At 72.7% G+C, this 16103-nt stretch carries 9 protein-coding genes; 5 read left to right on the forward strand and 4 right to left on the reverse strand.

Features of this window, described 5'->3' with window-relative positions:
• Position 1 precedes the first annotated feature (1 nt).
• The 3 genes from QJ852_08470 (at position 2) to QJ852_08480 (ending at position 10752) form a co-directional block, all read left to right on the forward strand.
• Positions 2-2572, forward strand: coding sequence for a carboxypeptidase regulatory-like domain-containing protein (locus QJ852_08470; GenBank protein ID WGX98472.1), 2571 nt, complete (start codon positions 2-4; stop codon positions 2570-2572).
• The gene (locus QJ852_08475) at positions 2569-8373 is read left to right on the forward strand and encodes a carboxypeptidase regulatory-like domain-containing protein (protein WGX98473.1); all 5805 of its coding nucleotides are present in this window, start codon (positions 2569-2571) and stop codon (positions 8371-8373) included. The genes QJ852_08470 and QJ852_08475 overlap by 4 nt, the downstream gene beginning before the upstream one ends.
• Positions 8374-8634: 261 nt before the next feature.
• Entirely contained in the window at positions 8635-10752 is a 2118-nt protein-coding gene (locus tag QJ852_08480; GenBank protein WGX98474.1) for an N-acetylmuramoyl-L-alanine amidase, read from the forward strand.
• Positions 10753-10780: 28 nt separating this feature from the next.
• Here the strand turns inward: QJ852_08480 and QJ852_08485 are convergent, their stop codons facing one another.
• Entirely contained in the window at positions 10781-11509 is a 729-nt protein-coding gene (locus QJ852_08485; GenBank protein ID WGX98475.1) for a TIGR03089 family protein, read from the reverse strand.
• 50 nt (positions 11510-11559) lie between these two features.
• On the opposite strand from QJ852_08485, the gene QJ852_08490 reads away from it, so the two are divergent.
• Positions 11560-12636 carry a sugar phosphate nucleotidyltransferase gene (locus QJ852_08490; protein WGX98476.1) on the forward strand — a complete coding sequence of 359 codons (1077 nt, stop codon included), beginning with the start codon at positions 11560-11562 and terminating at the stop codon, positions 12634-12636.
• Positions 12637-12746: 110 nt separating this feature from the next.
• Here the strand turns inward: QJ852_08490 and QJ852_08495 are convergent, their stop codons facing one another.
• From QJ852_08495 to cofD, 3 genes are all read right to left on the reverse strand, one after another.
• Positions 12747-13508, reverse strand: a complete 762-nt coding sequence (locus QJ852_08495; protein WGX98477.1) for a DUF3105 domain-containing protein — start codon at positions 13506-13508, stop codon at positions 12747-12749.
• A 68-nt stretch (positions 13509-13576) separates the two neighbouring features.
• The gene (gene cofE / locus QJ852_08500) at positions 13577-14548 is read right to left on the reverse strand and encodes a coenzyme F420-0:L-glutamate ligase (protein WGX98478.1); all 972 of its coding nucleotides are present in this window, start codon (positions 14546-14548) and stop codon (positions 13577-13579) included.
• Positions 14545-15606, reverse strand: coding sequence for a 2-phospho-L-lactate transferase (gene cofD, locus QJ852_08505; protein ID WGX98479.1), 1062 nt, complete (start codon positions 15604-15606; stop codon positions 14545-14547). The genes cofE and cofD overlap by 4 nt, the downstream gene beginning before the upstream one ends.
• Positions 15607-15750: 144 nt before the next feature.
• On the opposite strand from cofD, the gene QJ852_08510 reads away from it, so the two are divergent.
• Complete coding sequence (locus QJ852_08510) at positions 15751-16005, forward strand: WhiB family transcriptional regulator (protein WGX98480.1); 255 nt, start codon at positions 15751-15753, stop codon at positions 16003-16005.
• The last annotated feature ends 98 nt before the right edge of the window (positions 16006-16103 follow it).

Below are 16103 nucleotides of genomic sequence, written 5' to 3' on the forward strand. Positions count from 1 at the left end.
CATGAGGGTCTCCGTCAGTCCGGCGCGGATCGAGGTCACGGCCGGGATCCCGCAGTCGCTCGCGATCACGATCACCAACCCGGGCACCGTCATCGGCGGCTACTCCCTCCGGCTGCTCGGAGCAGACCCTTCGTGGGTCGAGCTCGAGGAGGACCGGATCTCTCTGTTCCCCGACGAGACGCGGACCCTGGTCGCGACGGTGACCGTGCCGGCCGGGCTGGCGGCCGGCGAGCGCCGGATGGCCGTCCAGGTGCGGGAGCTGACCCCGCCCGAGCGCAGCACGGTCGAGGAGTTCGTGCTGCTCGTCCCGGAGGCGCCGAGCACCCAGGTCCGGATCGACCCGGTCACGCTGACGGCCGGCCGCACCGGCCGGTTCAGCCTGCTGATCGACAACAACGGCAACACGCCGGCGCGCGGCTGGCTCGCGGGGCTCGACGCCGAGAACAAGATGCACTACCGGTTCGACCCGCCGGTGGTCGACCTGGCGCCGGGCGAGCACGCCGTCGTCGACGTACGCGCGCGCGGCCGGCGTCCCCTGATCGGGCAGCCGGTCGTGCGGGTCCTGGACGTCCACCTGGTCGAGGGCAGCCCGCCCCCGGCCACCGGCCGCAACCAGGACGCGCCGAAGCCGCCCGATCCCGAGCAGCGGCCCGCGACCACGGCCTCGATGGTGCAGACGGCGGTGCTGTCGCGCGGCCCGATCGGCCTGCTCGGCCTGCTCGCCGCGCTGACCGTCTTCGCGCTCGTGCTCACGATCGCGCTGTCCCGCCTGGTGGGCCAGTCGGCGGCCGACCGCAACCTGGCTCTCGAGATCGCCGCCGCCGACGGCTCCGGTACGTCGAGCGGCAACTCCGGCGTCGCCGGCACCGTGCGGCTGCTCACGACCGGGCTCCCCGTCTCCGGCGTCGCCGTCAACGTCTACAGCGCGGAGGACCTCGTCACGCCGCTCGCGTCCGACGCGTCCGACGCCGAGGGCGGCTACCGCATCGACGGCCTGGCCGCCGGCGACTACAAGCTGGTGTTCCGCGGCGCCGGGTTCGAGCCGCTGTGGTACCCGCAGTCGCTCGGCGTCGAGAACGCCGAGACGATCACCGTCGAGGCCGACCACCGCATCGCCGGCCTCGACGTGGCGCTCGGCGGCACCCCGGCGACGATCGGCGGCACCGTGCTGGGCGAGGACGTCGCGGATGCGACGGTCTCGCTGCGCACCCCCGACACGACGACCAGCGTCACGCCCGGCGCGCCGGGCGCCCCGGCCACGGGTGCGCCGCCCGGCACCGGCGGGGCGATCGTCGACACCGTCCCGGTCGCCGCGGACGGCACCTTCACCTTCGCCAACGTGCCGTCGCCCAGCATCTACGACCTGGTGGTGACCAAGAAGGGCTACGCCACCTCGACCCAGCGGGTCGACGTCGCCGCCGGCGAGGCGCGTGAGGGCGTGGAGATCAACCTGGTCCGCGGCAACGGGATCATCAGCGGCAGCGTCACCTCCAACGGCAAGCGCATCGACGGTGTCACGATCACCGCGACGTCGGGGGAGTCGTCCTCGTCGACCGTCTCGCTGAGCAGCGGGGACGTCGGCAGCTTCACGCTGCGTCGGCTCCCGACCCCCGGCGTCTACACGCTGGTCGCCAGCAAGGAGGGCTACGCGTCCCAGACGCTGAGCCTCACCCTCGCCGACGGCCAGGAGCTGACCGGTGTCGCGCTCAGCCTCGGCGCGTCGTCCGGCAGCCTGAGCGGCCGGGCCCTGCTCAGCGGCGGTGGACCGGCCGCCGGGGTCACGGTGAGCGTCACCGACGGCGTACGGAGTGTGGAGACCGCGACGCAGAGCTCGGGCAAGGTCGGCAACTGGAAGGTGTCCGGCCTCGACCTGCCCGGCACCTACACCGTGACCTTCTCGCGCTCCGACCTGGCTGCTCAGACCGTCTCGGTCACCCTCGACCAGGTCGGCACCATCACGCCCTCCTCGATCGGCGCCACGGTGACGTCCAACGGCATCGAGACGGTGATGAAGTCGTCCACGACGGTGCTGGAGGGCCGGGTCACCCAGCCGGGCAACGACGACGTCGTGCGGCCGGTCGGTGAGGTGACGGTCGAGCTGAGCTCCGGCTCCTCGACGTACCGGGTCACCACGGCGTCCGTCCCGGCCGACCAGCGCGGCCGCTACCGGGTCGAGGGCCTGCCCCCCGGCACCTACACCGTCAGTGTCAGCCGTGCCGGCGTGCGCCCGACGTCGACGATCCTCCAGCTGGCCGCGGGGGACACCCGCGACTACAGCCCCGAGCTCGCCAAGGCGGCGTCGGTGCGAGGCGTGGTCACCGTGTCCGACTCCGGTCTCCCGGTCGGCGGCGGCTATCTCGTCGAGCTCTATCGCGCCGGCAGCTACCCCGGTGCCGTCTACCGCACCACCCGTACCGCCGCCGACGGCAGCTATGTGTTCCCGGACGTCGACGCCCCCGAGGTCTACGTCGTCCAGGTACGCCGGACCCAGGGCGCCGCGCCGATCGGCTCGGGCAACGCGACCGTCGCCGCCAGCCAGCAGGCCACCAGGAACGTGAGTGTGACGCCATGAGCATGCCACCGATCGAGCCCGCGTCGCCGCCGGGGATCCGGGTCCCGGGTCTGGTCCGTACCGCTGCCGGCACGCCGGCCGTGCTCACGGCGGTGGTGACCAACACCGCGGCCGAGCCGCGCAGCTACACGCTGATGACCGTGGGCGTGGACCCGTCCTGGCTGCCCGGGCCGATCCGCACCGGGGTGGTGGCGCCGGGCAGCTCGGAGGAGGTCGAGGTCCGGCTCACGCCGACGGCCGGGACCCTGCCGGCCCGCTATCCGGTCGCCGTGACCGTGCAGGCCCTGGTCCCGGGGACGAACCGTCCGGCACCCGAGCCGACGGCGATCGGGGAGGCGACCCTCGTCGTCAACCCCCGTGCCCAGTTCCAGCTGGAGGTCACCCCCGAGCGGTCGTCGCTGATCCGCCGGCAGCGCCTCAGCGTCGTCCTGCGCAACGGCAGCGGCGTGGACACCACCACGGAGCTGCAGGGCAGCGCCACGCCCGGGCTCGAGGTGCGCCTCAAGCGGCAGCGCGTCACCATCGCGGCGGGCGCGGAGGTGCAGGTCCCGGGCCGGCTCGTCGTGACCCGGCCCCGGCCCTTCGGCGGCACCAGTCAGCACTCGTGGACGGTCACGGCCACCACGGCCGAGGTGGTCCGCCGGGCCCGGGGCATCGCCCAGCAGCGGGCCATCCTCGGCACCGGCTGGCTGCGGGCCGCCGCGCTGCTGGCGGTCGTCGGTGTCTGGATCACCGCGGCGGTCGTCTTCATCCCGCCGCTGGCCGACCGCTTCGGCTCCGACCGGGAGGACACCGTCGTGGCCGGCTCCGCGGGCGACGGGGAGCAGGGCGCGGACGACTCCGGCCAGGACGGCGGCGACGTGGCGGGCGACGGGGGCGGCGACGGGGGCGGCAAGGGCCGGGTCAAGGTGATCCGGGCGGAGTCGCCCGCGACGCCCAAGGGTCTGCAGCTCAACGGCACCGTCAGCGCCGAGGACCCGTCGGGGGTGACGGTCACCCTGGCGCCGACCTCGCTGGTCGACGAGGACGCGGTCGGCGCGTCGTCCGACGTCGCGCGGCCGGCCTCCTCCGGCAAGACCCCGCAGTCCGCCATGCTCCTGCGGGTGCCCGGCGAGGTGCCCCGCACCCGGACCGCCACGACGACGGCGGACGGCACCTGGTCCTTCCCCGACGTGACGGCGCCGGGCTACTACCTGGTGACCTTCAGCAAGCCCGGCTACGACCCGCAGAGCTTCGTCGTCGACGCGGCCACCGCCGACCCGACCAAGCCGATGGAGGTCGACCTCCAGCCCGGCGACGGCAGTCTGTCCGGGATGGTCCGCGGACCCGGCGGCCCGGTCGGCGCCGCGACGGTCACCATCAGCGACGGCACCAGCACCCTGACCACGAGCAGCGCCTCCCGCAAGAAGGTCGGCAGCTGGTCGGTGTCCGGCCTGCACACCCCGGGCAGCTATCTCGTGCAGATCACCAGCTTCGGTCTGGGCACCGAGTCGCGGCTGGTGGAGCTGGACGCGGGCGGCACGGCCACCGCCGACGTCCGCCTCGTGCCCGGCGTGGCCGCCCTCACGGGCACGGTCGAGGGCCTCGAGCCCGGCGGCGACTTCGGCGGGATCGGCGGGGTCACCGTGACCGCGACCGACGAGAAGGGCGAGCAGCGGATCGCCACCACGGTGACCACCAAGGAGCTGGCCGGCCGCTACCAGCTGCCCGACCTCCCCGCACCTGGCTCCTATATCGTCACCTTCTCCGCCGATGGCTACCAGGACCAGACCAGCCGGGTCGACCTGAAGCGCGGCCAGTCCCGCGCCAAGCTCGATGCCGAGTTGGTGGCCAGCAGCGGCGTGGTCGCGGGCGTCGTCAGCGAGAGCCCCGGCGGCGCACGGGTCGTGGGCGCCGGGATGACGCTGAGCAACAGCGAGAACACCTACAAGACCACCACGACGGCCGACAACGCCGCGCCCGGCCAGCAGGCCGGTGCCTTCCGTTTCAACGGCGTCGAGCCCGGCACCTATCAGCTGTCCACCCAGTACTTCGAGTTCGAGACCGACATCCTCACCGTCCAGGTGGGCGCCGGCGAGGCGGTCACCGTCAACCCCGAGATCGAGCGGCTCGGCGGCGGCGTGCTGCCGGCGACGTCCACCATCCGCGGCGCGGCCGTCGATCTCTACAGCGGCGACCCGATCGACTGCACGGCCGCCGACCCGTGCCATGCCACCACCACCGACCAGAACGGTGACGAGATCACCGTGCCCTTCGCGGGCGACGAGGAGTACATCCTCCCCGCCCCGGGCGGGCCGGGCCTCGAGCCGGGCCTCTACTCGGTGCTGGTCTCCGCGCCCGGCTACGAGAGCGCGATCGTCCGGGTCCAGCTGCCGCTGGGCACCACCGCGATCGCCCCCACGGCCGAGCTGACCAAGCTGCCCGTCATCTCCGGGACCCTGCGGGTGGCCAGCGGCGTGCCCGCGGACGACAACCGCACCTGCATCTGGGCGAGCCCCGACGGGGACCCCCAGCCGACCGCGACCTGTGCGGCGGCGATCGCCGACGGCAGCTGCCTGGCGCCCGGAGAGCCCCGGGGGATCCTGGACGAGGCCACGACGGTCTGCGAGTGGGTCGAGGACCTCGATCCCTACGAGCTCGAGGTGCCCCGCGCGGGGCCGTGGGTGATGACCGCCCGGATGACCGACGGCACCTACGCCCCGTTGACCGGCGTACGCGTCAACCTCGCGCCCGGCTCGACCACCATCCAGAACCTCGAGTTCATCCGGCTGGCCGAGATCCAGGTGATCCCGCAGGCGCTCGACAGCACCGGCGCGATCCAGCCCTTCGACGGCGCCGCCGTCACCATCGCGCCGATCCTGACCGGCGGAGGCGCCGGCGCGGCCACCAGCGGGACGTACGGCGCCGACGGGCGGGTCCACTTCACGTCGCTCTCGCCGGGCGGCTACCGGCTCACCGCCTCCGCCGCGGGGCGACGGACCGACACCGGCGACGTCTACGTCCTCGACAACCAGGTCGCGGTCGTCTACCTCACCCTGGGCCGCAGTCCCGGCCTGTTCACCGCGCAGGTCGTCTCGGACGGCAACCAGCAGGTCGGCGGCGCCCTCGTCGAGGTGACCGCGCCCGGCAGCTACGACGGCAGCACGCCGGAGCTCATCACCGCGACCGCGACCAGCGACACCGGTGACGGGTGCGTCGCCTTCCGCGACTCCGCGACGGCGATCGTCGCGCAGGGTGCGTGCGACGCGACCTACGGCGGGTCCGCGCAGACCGTGGTCGACTTCGCCTCGGACTACGCCCAGCGGATCCGGGTCACCAAGCCCGGGTACGACGAGCTGGTGGTCACCGACAAGAAGATGCAGTCGGTGATGACGCTGAACCTCGCCCCCTCCCCGGTCTCGTTCAACTCCCGCATCACGACCGAGGGGACGGCGCCGTCGTACCCGGACGTCACCTTCGCGGTGACCTCCACGACGACACCGGTCGGGACCGTGACCGTGACCGCCGACGCCGACGGCGACCTGCAGTGGCAGGACTCCCGGTACGCGGCCGGCTCGATCCGTCCCGGCACCTACACGCTGACCGCGAGCAAGGGCGAGTACGTCAGCGACCCGGTGACCTTCACCTGCCAGGTGGCGGCCCCGTGCGCTCCCGACGGTCCGGTCCTGCGCCAGCTCGGCAGCCTGCGGGTCGAGGCGCTCGGGCTCGACGACGCCGGGAGCCCGGTCCCGGTCGACAACGTGATCGTCACCCTGCTGCGGGGCACGCAGCCGGTGAGCACCCAGGCCTCGCCCACCGACGGCAACGTGGTGACCTTCACCGGCCTGCGGCCCGGTCCGACGGACTACACCGTGCGGGTGCAGGCGGCGGGCTACGCCTTCGGGTCCGGGACCCTGAGCTGCACGGTCGGGACGGATCCGACGACCTCGGCACAGATCTCCGTCGTCCCCGGCGCGCAGACCACCTGCGACGCGACCCTCGACCCGATGGCCCGGATCGACGGGACGGTCCAGGGCGTCCTGGCCGCCGCTCCCGTGACCGACCCGGACGTCGACGTACGCAACCTGGCGGCCGCGGCTGTCACGGCGACCCGCTGCACCGCCTGGCTCCCGTCCGGCCCCGCCGAGCAGGCGGACTACTGCACCGCCCTCGGCTCGGTCCGCTTCCCGGCGACGACCGGCCCGGACGGCCGGTTCACCCTGTCCGGCACCAACCAGGTCGAGGGCATCGCCGACGGTGTCTGGCTGCTGACCGCGCAACAGCCCGGCTGGCGGACGGTCAAGCCGTCCAGTGCCCCGGCCGCAGCGCTCGCGGGCACGGTGGTCCGCGTCGTCGACGGCGCTGACGCGACCACCACCGTGCGCCTCCACGTCATCCCGGTCGACTTCACGGTCGACGTGAAGGACCAGAACCAGACCCCGCTGACCGGGGCCAGTGTCCAGCTGCTGCGGGGGACGACCACCGTCGCCACCGCGGACGCCGTCTCCGGGACCGCCGGCCGGTACCTGTTCGCCGACGCCATCCCCGGCAACTACACCCTCCAGGTCTCCGGCAGCGGCGTCGTCGTCTCCACGGCCCAGGTCGAGATCAAGACCGGCGTCAGCGGGCAGACCTTCTCCATGGCCGTGAGTCGCGCCGCCAACAGCCTGAGCGGCACGGTGACGTCGGTGGACGCCCAGAGCGGCCTGTCCGGGGTCACGGTGACCCTGCACGGCTGCACCGGCGGCACCTGCGCGTCCGGGGTCGCGAACGGAACCGACGGCCAGCCACTGCAGACGACGAGCGCTGGCAACGGCACGTTCCTGCTCAGGACCGTGCCCAACGGCAGCTACCAGGTCCGGTTCCAGAAGCGGAAGTACGAGGACTCGGTCGGTGGCCCCTACTCCTTCGACCACACCGTGGGGGCCCTCCCGACCCTCCAGGTGACGATGGTCCGCACCCTGCGGGCCGCGCGGATCGACCTCGCGACGTCCCCCAGCGGCACCACGCTGACCGGCGCGACGGTGCTCCTGCGCTCGACCGAGGCCGGGGTGGCGCCGTTGGGTCCCCAGACGGTCAGCGGGAGCTCGGTCTCCTTCGCCCAGGTGCCGTACGGCTGCTGGAACATCGAGGTGAACCTGCCCGGCGGTCACTTCGGGCAGGTGAACCTGCCCAGCAAGGACTCCCTGGCCAACGAGTGCCAGGGCCACGTCGTGGTCCGCAACAACGGGGGCGAGATCGCCACGTCGGTCACGGTGGTCGAGACGCCGGTGACCATCAACGTGGCCGGCACGCCCATCGCCGGTCACACCGCACCGACCTCGGCGACCATCGCGATCTCCGGTCTCACCCTGACCGACGACGAGGTCGTGGTCGGCAGCACCGGGGGACTGGTGGTCTATCTGCCGCCCGGCACCCACACGGTCACCGCCTCCGCACAGCCCTCGACCTTCTGGCCGTCGGTCAGCCAGGGCGTGACCGTCGCCGCCGGCGACGCCGCGAAGTCGGTCAACCTGACGCTGGCCGAGGACACCGGCACGCTCACGGTCCGCACCCGGCTGGTCGGGACGTCGACGGCCGTCGCGGGCACGGTCACGGTCGCGCCCGGCACCGGACAGACCGCCGCCGTGCCGGCGGCCTACGCCACCGGGGTGGCCACCACGGGGTCGGTCGACCTCGACCTCCCCGCGGGTGCCTGGCACATCACGGCCACCACCAGCGACGGTCGCACGGTCACCGAGCAGGACGTCTCGGTGGCCGCCGCGACGCAGAGCGTGACGCTGAGCCTGCCGGCGCCGGCCACGCCCCCCACCACCCCCTGACGCCGACCCGGCGCATCTGAACGCTCTGAACCCGCCGACCCGTCGCATCTGAACGCTCTGAACCCGCCGACCCGTCGCGTTTGAACGCGACGGGTCGGTTATCGCGCTCCGAGGCCGATCTACAAATTTGCATGCCACCGGCGTGTCGAGTGGAAATTACACGTTTGTAGTTACTCACGATCCCTTCCCAGGCGCGTGTGACGCATGTGAAAGTTGCTACTCGTGTGACACCTTCCCCGCACACACGTCTGGAGCAGAGCCATGTCGCCGTACCCCACGGAGATCCCCGATCGCACGCGCCGCAGCCGGTTCGTGACGGTGTGTCAGCAGGCGCTGGCGCTGGCCGTCGTCGTCGCCGTGCTCACCCCCGCGGCTCGCACCGTCACGATGGAGGTCCGCCCCGCCGAGCCGGGTGCCGCCGTACCGGGCACGGTCGCCCTGCAGGCGGCCACCACGCCGGTGACGGTGCCGACCGACGTCGTCGACCCCACGGTGACGGAGTACCCGCTCACCGCGTCGCCGAAGGCCGTGAGCGGCCGGGTCGCGCTGCGCGGCAGCGTGACGCCGCTCGCCGACGGCGGTGACGAGGTCACCAGCGACGCCCTCCCGGTCGCCGGGTACGGCACCGTCGGCGTGACCTGGGCGCACGGCACCGAGCTCGCCGAGGACGCCATCACCGTCAACGTGCGCACGCGCACCGGCGACGCATGGAGCGACTGGACCGCGGCGGAGTACCACGACGAGCACGGCCCGGACGTGGACAGCGCCGAGGGACAGCACTCGCGCCCCGGCACCGAGGCGGTCCTGGTCGGCGACGTCGACGAGGTCCAGGTGCAGGTCGAGACGACCGACGCCGCCCCGGAGGACCTGAAGGTCGCCGTCATCGACCCCGGTACGCCGGCCGCCACGGCCGAGGAGCAGCCCGCGATCCAGACGACCGACTCCGGGGCCACGACCCGCAGTGCCGCCGAGGTGACGGAGGCGGCCGACGGCAGCGAGGGCGCCGAGGGTGCGATCGCGATGCAGGCGGCCACGACCGGTCCGCCGCAGCCCCAGATCTACTCGCGGGCCCAGTGGGGCGCCCCGGAGGACGCGAGCTACAAGCCCAAGTACGGCTCCATCAGCGCCGGCTTCGTCCACCACACGGTGAACGCCAACGACTACCGGCCGGAGGACGTGCCGGCGATCCTCCGCGGCATCTGGAAGTACCACGTCAAGACCCGTGGCTGGGCCGACATCGGCTACAACTTCCTGGTCGACCGGTTCGGCCGGATCTGGGAGGGGCGCGCTGGTGGCGTCGACCGGCCGGTCGTGGGCGCCCACACCCTCGGATACAACGACTACTCCTTCGCGATGTCGGCCATCGGCAACTTCGAGACCGCGCAGCCGACACCGGAGCTGATCAACGCCTACGGCGCGCTGTTCGCCTGGAAGCTCTCGCTGAGCGGGGTGGACCCGTCCTCGCCGAGCCAGCGGGTCGGCTCGAAGTACTTCGCCGCGATCAGCGGACACCGGGACGCCGGCAAGACCGCCTGCCCGGGCAAGTACCTGTACGCACAGATCCCGGCGATCCGGGCCATCGCGAGCCAGGTGCAGCAGGGCGCGCTGCTCGGTCAGCTGAACGGAAGCTATATCGGCTCCCCGAACCCCGACATCGTCGTACGCAACGAGAAGACCGGCCGGCTGGTCCTCCACGACATCGACAAGATCGACGGCACCTGGCGGATCGCCGCGACGGTCAAGACGAACGTCGAGGCCCCCTGGGCCAAGCAGCTGCTGCGCGTCGGCGACTGGGACGGCGACGGGTTCAACGACATCATCGCGATCCGCAAGAGCGACAAGGCTCCGGTGCTGTTCCGGGGCATGGGCGGCGGCAACTTCCAGCCCGCGCAGGTCCTGCCCGGCAGCTTCCGCGGCGTGAAGATGCTCGCCGCGGTGGGCGATGTCACCGGCGACGGCCTGCCGGACCTGATGGGCCAGCCCAAGGGCGACGTGATGCGGGTGTACCCGGGGCAGCAGCTGACCGGGTTCCAGGCGAGCATCCCCGCGACGGGTCAGGTGGCGGGCAAGAAGCTGGTCCCCATCGGCCGCTGGAACAAGGACGGCGCGCCCGACGCGCTGGTCCGCAACGGCTCCGCGCTGACGCTCTACAGCCGGATCCTCCCGGGGGGCTGGGCGCCCGGCAAGGCGATGAAGTCCACCACCAGCGGCTACGACTGGGTGATCGGCCTGGGCCCGATGGCGACCGGCGGGACCAATGTGCTCGTCGTACGCAACAAGGCGACCCGCGCGGTGTACCTGGTGCCGAAGGCGAAGGCCAAGAAGCTCGGTGCGCCGACCCTGCTCAAGAAGCGCAAGAAGTTCGACCTCGCGGGCTAGCCCCGCGTCACCGATCCGTCCTGGTCGCTCAGGCGGGGAAGCGGGCCGTGGCGTGCTCGGCGACGTAGGTCGCCTCGAGTCGCTCCGGTTCGGCCCGGGCGACCAGGACGAGTGAACCGCCCGAGACGAGCGGTTCGCAGAGGATCGCCGGCTCCGCGACGGGGTCGGCGACCGCGAGCAGGCGGCCGCTGCCGACCAGACCGGTCGCGGCCGCCTCGCTCCACAGCTCCGCCTGCGTGAGGGTCCGGCCGGGCACCTCGATCGCGAGATCGTCGGGCTGCGGCGGGTCCCACGCCTGGAAGGCGTCGGGTTGGGACCAGATGTCGACGCCGAGGTCGGTGACGCCGGCCGGCACCGGATCTGCGAACCGTACGCCGAGCGGCAGCAGCGCGGATGCCAGTACCGCCAGGTCTCCGCTCCGCTCGGCCCAGGCGTCGAGACCGTCCGGGCCGCACACGACGGCCGCGAGATCGGCGTCGTCGCTCGCGGCGATGGTCAGTCCGCAGTTCCAGGCCGCGGCGAGGAACACCGTGCCGAGCCAATGCGGCGGCAGGTCGACGGCGATCCGGTCGCCGCGTTCGAGGCCGAGCTCGTCGGCCAGCAGGGAGCTCGCCTTCGCCACCCAGTTCGCCCACGTCGTCACCGACAGCTCGACCCGTTCGCCGCTCGCATGGTCGTAGAAGGTCACCAGCGGCTGCCCCGGGTCGGTGCGCAGGCGGGCCGCCAGGACGGCAGGGAAGGTGGTCGGCGTCGTCACGACCCGAGCCTAGGGCGGGGCGTCGAGGACGACGCCGTAGGGTGCGGCGCATGGTTGACGAGATTCCCGGCTTCTGGGCCGTGGTCCCCGCCGGCGGTGCCGGGACGCGGCTCTGGCCACTGTCGCGATCCCGCTCGCCGAAGTTCCTGCACGACCTCACCGGCGCGGGGGAGTCGCTGCTCGAGCAGACCCGGACCCGGCTCGCCCCGCTGGCGGGGGACCGGCTGCTGGTGGTGACCGGTGAGGCGCACCGTACGGCGGTCCGCGACCAGCTCGCCATGCTCGCCGAGGACGCCGTGGTGGCCGAGCCCTCGGCCCGCGACTCGATGGCCGCGATCGGCCTCGCCGCGGCCCTGCTCGAACGGCGCGGCGCCGAGGTGATGGGCTCCTTCGCCGCCGACCACGTGATCACCGAGTCCGCCGGCTTCGCGGCGGCGGTCGCCGACGCCGTGGCCGCAGCGCGGGACGGCTGGCTCGTGACGATCGGCATCGAGCCGACCTTCGCCTCCTCCGCCTTCGGCTACATCCGCCAGGGCGAGGAGCTGCCCGGACACCCCCGGGCGCGCAAGGTTGCCGAGTTCGTGGAGAAGCCGTCGGTGTCGGTCGCCGAGGAGTACCTCGCGACCGGTCAGTACCGCTGGAACGCCGGCATGTTCGTCGTGCGCCCGTCCGTCCTGCTCGACCTGCTCGCGGAGCAGGACCCCGGTTTCGCCACCACGCTGCGCGCCATCGCGGCCGAGCCGGAGCGGCTGCCCGAGCTGTGGGAGACCCTGCCGCGGATCGCGATCGACCACGCCGTCGCCGAGCCCGCCGCGGCCGCCGGCCGGGTCGTCACCATCCCGGGCGGCTTCGGCTGGGACGACATCGGCGACTTCGACTCCCTCGCCACGCTGCTCGGCGACGACGACGCCTGCAGCGTCCTCGGCGACGCCGAGCTCACCCAGCTGATCGGCGCCAGCGGCATCGTCGTCCCCGGCTCGGGACGGACGGTCGCCGTCATCGGCCTCGACGACATCGTCGTCGTGGACACCCCCGACGCCCTGCTCGTCACCACCCGTGCCCGGGCACAGGAGGTCAAGAAGGTCGTCGCCGCCCTCAAGGACCAGGGCCGTCACGATCTCGTCTGAGGCTGGTGTGTGCCGACCCGGCGCGTTCAAACGCGCCGGGTCGGTGCTTCTCAGGCGTTCAGATGCGCCGGGTCGGTGCTTCTCAGGCGTTCAGACGCGCCGGGTCGGCGTCAGTAGGCGTAGGGCTCCGGGGCGTCGGTGAAGGGGTACTTGTCCATGAAGGACTTGAGCGCCGCGCCGCTGACCTCGGAGCAGTACTGCCAGGCGCCGTACTGCTTCTCGGTGTCGCGGTCGACCCGCCAGTGGGTGAAGGCGATCGGCTCGCCCTTGGGGAAGGCCTTGCCGGTCTCCTTGACGTCGGCCTTGGTCCAGGGCGCGACCTTGAACTTCAGCCGCTGGTTGGTGTCGTTGGCGTCCATGATCTTGGCGATGGCGCGCATCGCGGCGATCTGGTCGGAGTCGTCGGCGACGGTGGTGTCGTACCACAGGATCGTGTAGCCGTGCTCGAGGTTGTGGACCAGCTGCTCGAGCTCGGGGCGCGAGCCCTCGGTGTAGAAGCGGTCGCCGATGGGGGCCGGGGCGATGCCGGCGACGTTCCAGTGCGCGCCGAACGCGACGGGACCGTCGGAGTAGTCGACCTGCTGTCCCTCGGGGACGTGCTCGCCGCTGCCGGTCGCCTCCTTCTCGGTGATCTCGCCGCAGACGCTGGCGGCGGCACCGATCTCGCCGACGCTCTTGCCCTTCCACTTCTGGTCGTTGACCATGTCGCGGACCTTCGGGTAGAGCGCGGCACCGACGATCACCAGGGCGACCACGATGCACACGCCCACGATGGCCATGCCCTGGCGCTTGTCGGCGCGCTTCTGCTTCCGCCGGATGTCATCGATGACTTGGCGGCGCTCCGACTTCTCGGACTTGCTGGACTTGGCCACTGCGGGTACCTCGTCTTGGTCGTGAGGGGGCAGGCGTGAGCGCGCCCCGTGCGGCGAACGCGGGAAGTCTACGGAGTCACCGGTCGAAACCGCAGGTCGGTGTCGAGATCGCTCGTCCCGACGCTCTCCCAGCCGTGGGCGAAGGCGACGATGTCGGCTGCCGCGCGCCGCTCCCGCGTGGTGCGTACGTCGAGCGCGGTGACCGCCTGTGCCGAGATCCCCGCGCGGCCGAGTGCGGCGACGAGCTCGGCCGCGTCGACGGGGCTGCCGAAGGGGGCACGTGCCTCCGGGCGGGCGGCGACGGCCTGGACGACGGCCTCCCGGGCGCCGTACCCGAAGAGGTCGGCGCCGTCGGCCCGGATCAGGGCACGCGCCCCCGGTCCGTCGTCGCCCGGCGCGAGGACGAGGTCCGCGCGACCGCGCAGGACGGCGCAGGGCCGGGCGCCGAGCTTGCCCTGGGCGAGCTCGACGGCCGAGGCGATCTCGTCGGCGACGGCGGGCGCGGTGACCGCGAGCTCGTTGCCGTGGGCGTCGACCCGGCCGGTGAAGGACTCCAGGACGGTCAGGCCCGCGGCGCCGATGGCGATGTCGGTCTGGCCCTCGCGCCAGGACCGGCCGGCGGTGTCGGTGACGACGACCCCCACGTTGACGCCGCGGCGCTCGGCGACGGCGGCGCGCAGGGCGCGGGCGGACGCGTCCGGGTCCAGCGGCAGCAGGACGACCGAGCCCTGCTCGACGTTGGACGCGTCGACCCCGGCGGCGGCCATGGTCAGACCGAGCCGGTTGCGCACGATCCGGGTCGGACCGCGGCGGGCGACGAGGCGCTCGGTCTCGGCGTCGATCCAGGCCTCGCGGTCGCCGTCCTCGATCCGCCCCTCGGCCTTGCTGACGACCTTGCTGGTGACGACGAGGACGTCGCCGTCGGCCAGCTCGTCGGGCCCGAGGGCGCCGAGCAGCGCCGCGGCGAGGTCGTCGCCCGGCCGGATCTCGGGGACGCCGGCAGGGGCGATGACGCGGAGCTGGTCCGGGCGGGCGCTCATCGGCCCACCAGCTCGACCGCGGCGGCCGCCATCGCGGCGGTCGCGTCGGGGTCGGTCATCATCAGCGGGACGGCGGCGGCGATGATGCCGGCGGCTTCGAGTCGCGCCACCTGGGCGGCGTCGCGCTCGTCGATCAGCCAGCCGTCGAGGACGCCGCCCGCGGATCGGGCGCCGTAGTTGAGCCCCACCCCGGCCGCGCTGACCTCGACCCCGATGGAGGTCAGCATCTGCTCGGCCATGCCGCGCACGTGGGTGTCGCCGACGATCGGGGAGAGGCCGACGACCCGCGCGTCGGTGGCGCGCACGGCCTCGCGGATGCCGGGGACGCCGAGGATGGTGCCGACCGAGACGACCGGGTTGGACGGCGGCAGCACGACCAGGTCGGCCTCGGTGATCGCCTCGACGACCCCGGGGGCGGGGCTGGTCTCGTCCAGCCCGACGAAGACGACCTGCTCGGCGGGCACCTCGGCGCGCAGGCGCACCCAGTACTCCTGGAAGTGGACGACCCGGCGGCCGCTGGGGGAGTCGGGGTCGGCGACCGCGACATGGGTCTCGACCCGGTCGTCGGTCATCGGCACCAGCGTGAGTGCGTCGCCGTACGACGGGGCGAGCCAGCGCCGGCACAGCGCCTGGGTCACCTGCGACAGCGGATAGCCGGCGTCGAGCATCTGGGTCCGCACCAGATGGGTGGCGATGTCGCGGTCGCCGAGGCCGAACCACGTCGGCTCGACGCCGTACGCCGCCAGCTCCTCCTTCGCGCTCCAGGTCTCCGCGCGGCGGCCCCAGCCGCGTTCGGGGTCGATCCCGTCGCCGAGGGTGTACATCACGGTGTCGAGGTCGGGGCAGACCTTGAGGCCGTGGATCCACCAGTCGTCGGCGTTGTTCGCGATCACCGTCACGTGGGCGTCCGGGGCCACACCGGGTAGGGTTCCGGTGGCGATGCCGTGGAGCAGGCCCTGCAGGAACCGGGCTCCGCCCATGCCGCCCGAAAGGACGGTCAACCGGCGGAGCGGTCTGCCGATGGGTCCAGCGGCTGTCGCGTCAGGTGTCGATTCCACGGGGGTCTACTGTGCCGTGCCCGGAACGGGCGGCGTGCACGGGGCTGCCTATAGCAGATTCGACCTTGACTGTTTGGGTATGACACGTATGTAATTCCAGAGATGTCGTTCGGGGCATCGGGTCGAGTCGTAAGGGGCGAAATCGTGAGGGAACTGTTCCTGGTCGAGGCAGATTCCGACGAGCTGGGGTGGCAGGAGCGTGCGTTGTGCGCGCAGACCGACCCCGAGGCGTTCTTCCCTGAGAAGGGGGGATCGACGCGTGAGGCCAAGAAGGTCTGCCAGACCTGCGAGGTGCGTCAGGAATGTCTCGAGGCCGCGCTGGGCAATGACGAGCGCTTCGGTATCTGGGGCGGCATGTCGGAGCGTGAGCGTCGCAAGCTGAAGAAGAAGGCCGTTTGAGCGCAGCCGCACCGAGCTGACCGCGTCGCGCGTCTCCCGCCGGCACTGACGGTTCGCCCCCTTCGGGCCGTCGGTCGTAGGGTCTGACCTCGTGTCGC

The sequence above is a fragment of the Nocardioides sp. L-11A genome, from assembly GCA_029961745.1.
Lineage (GTDB): Bacteria > Actinomycetota > Actinomycetes > Propionibacteriales > Nocardioidaceae > Nocardioides.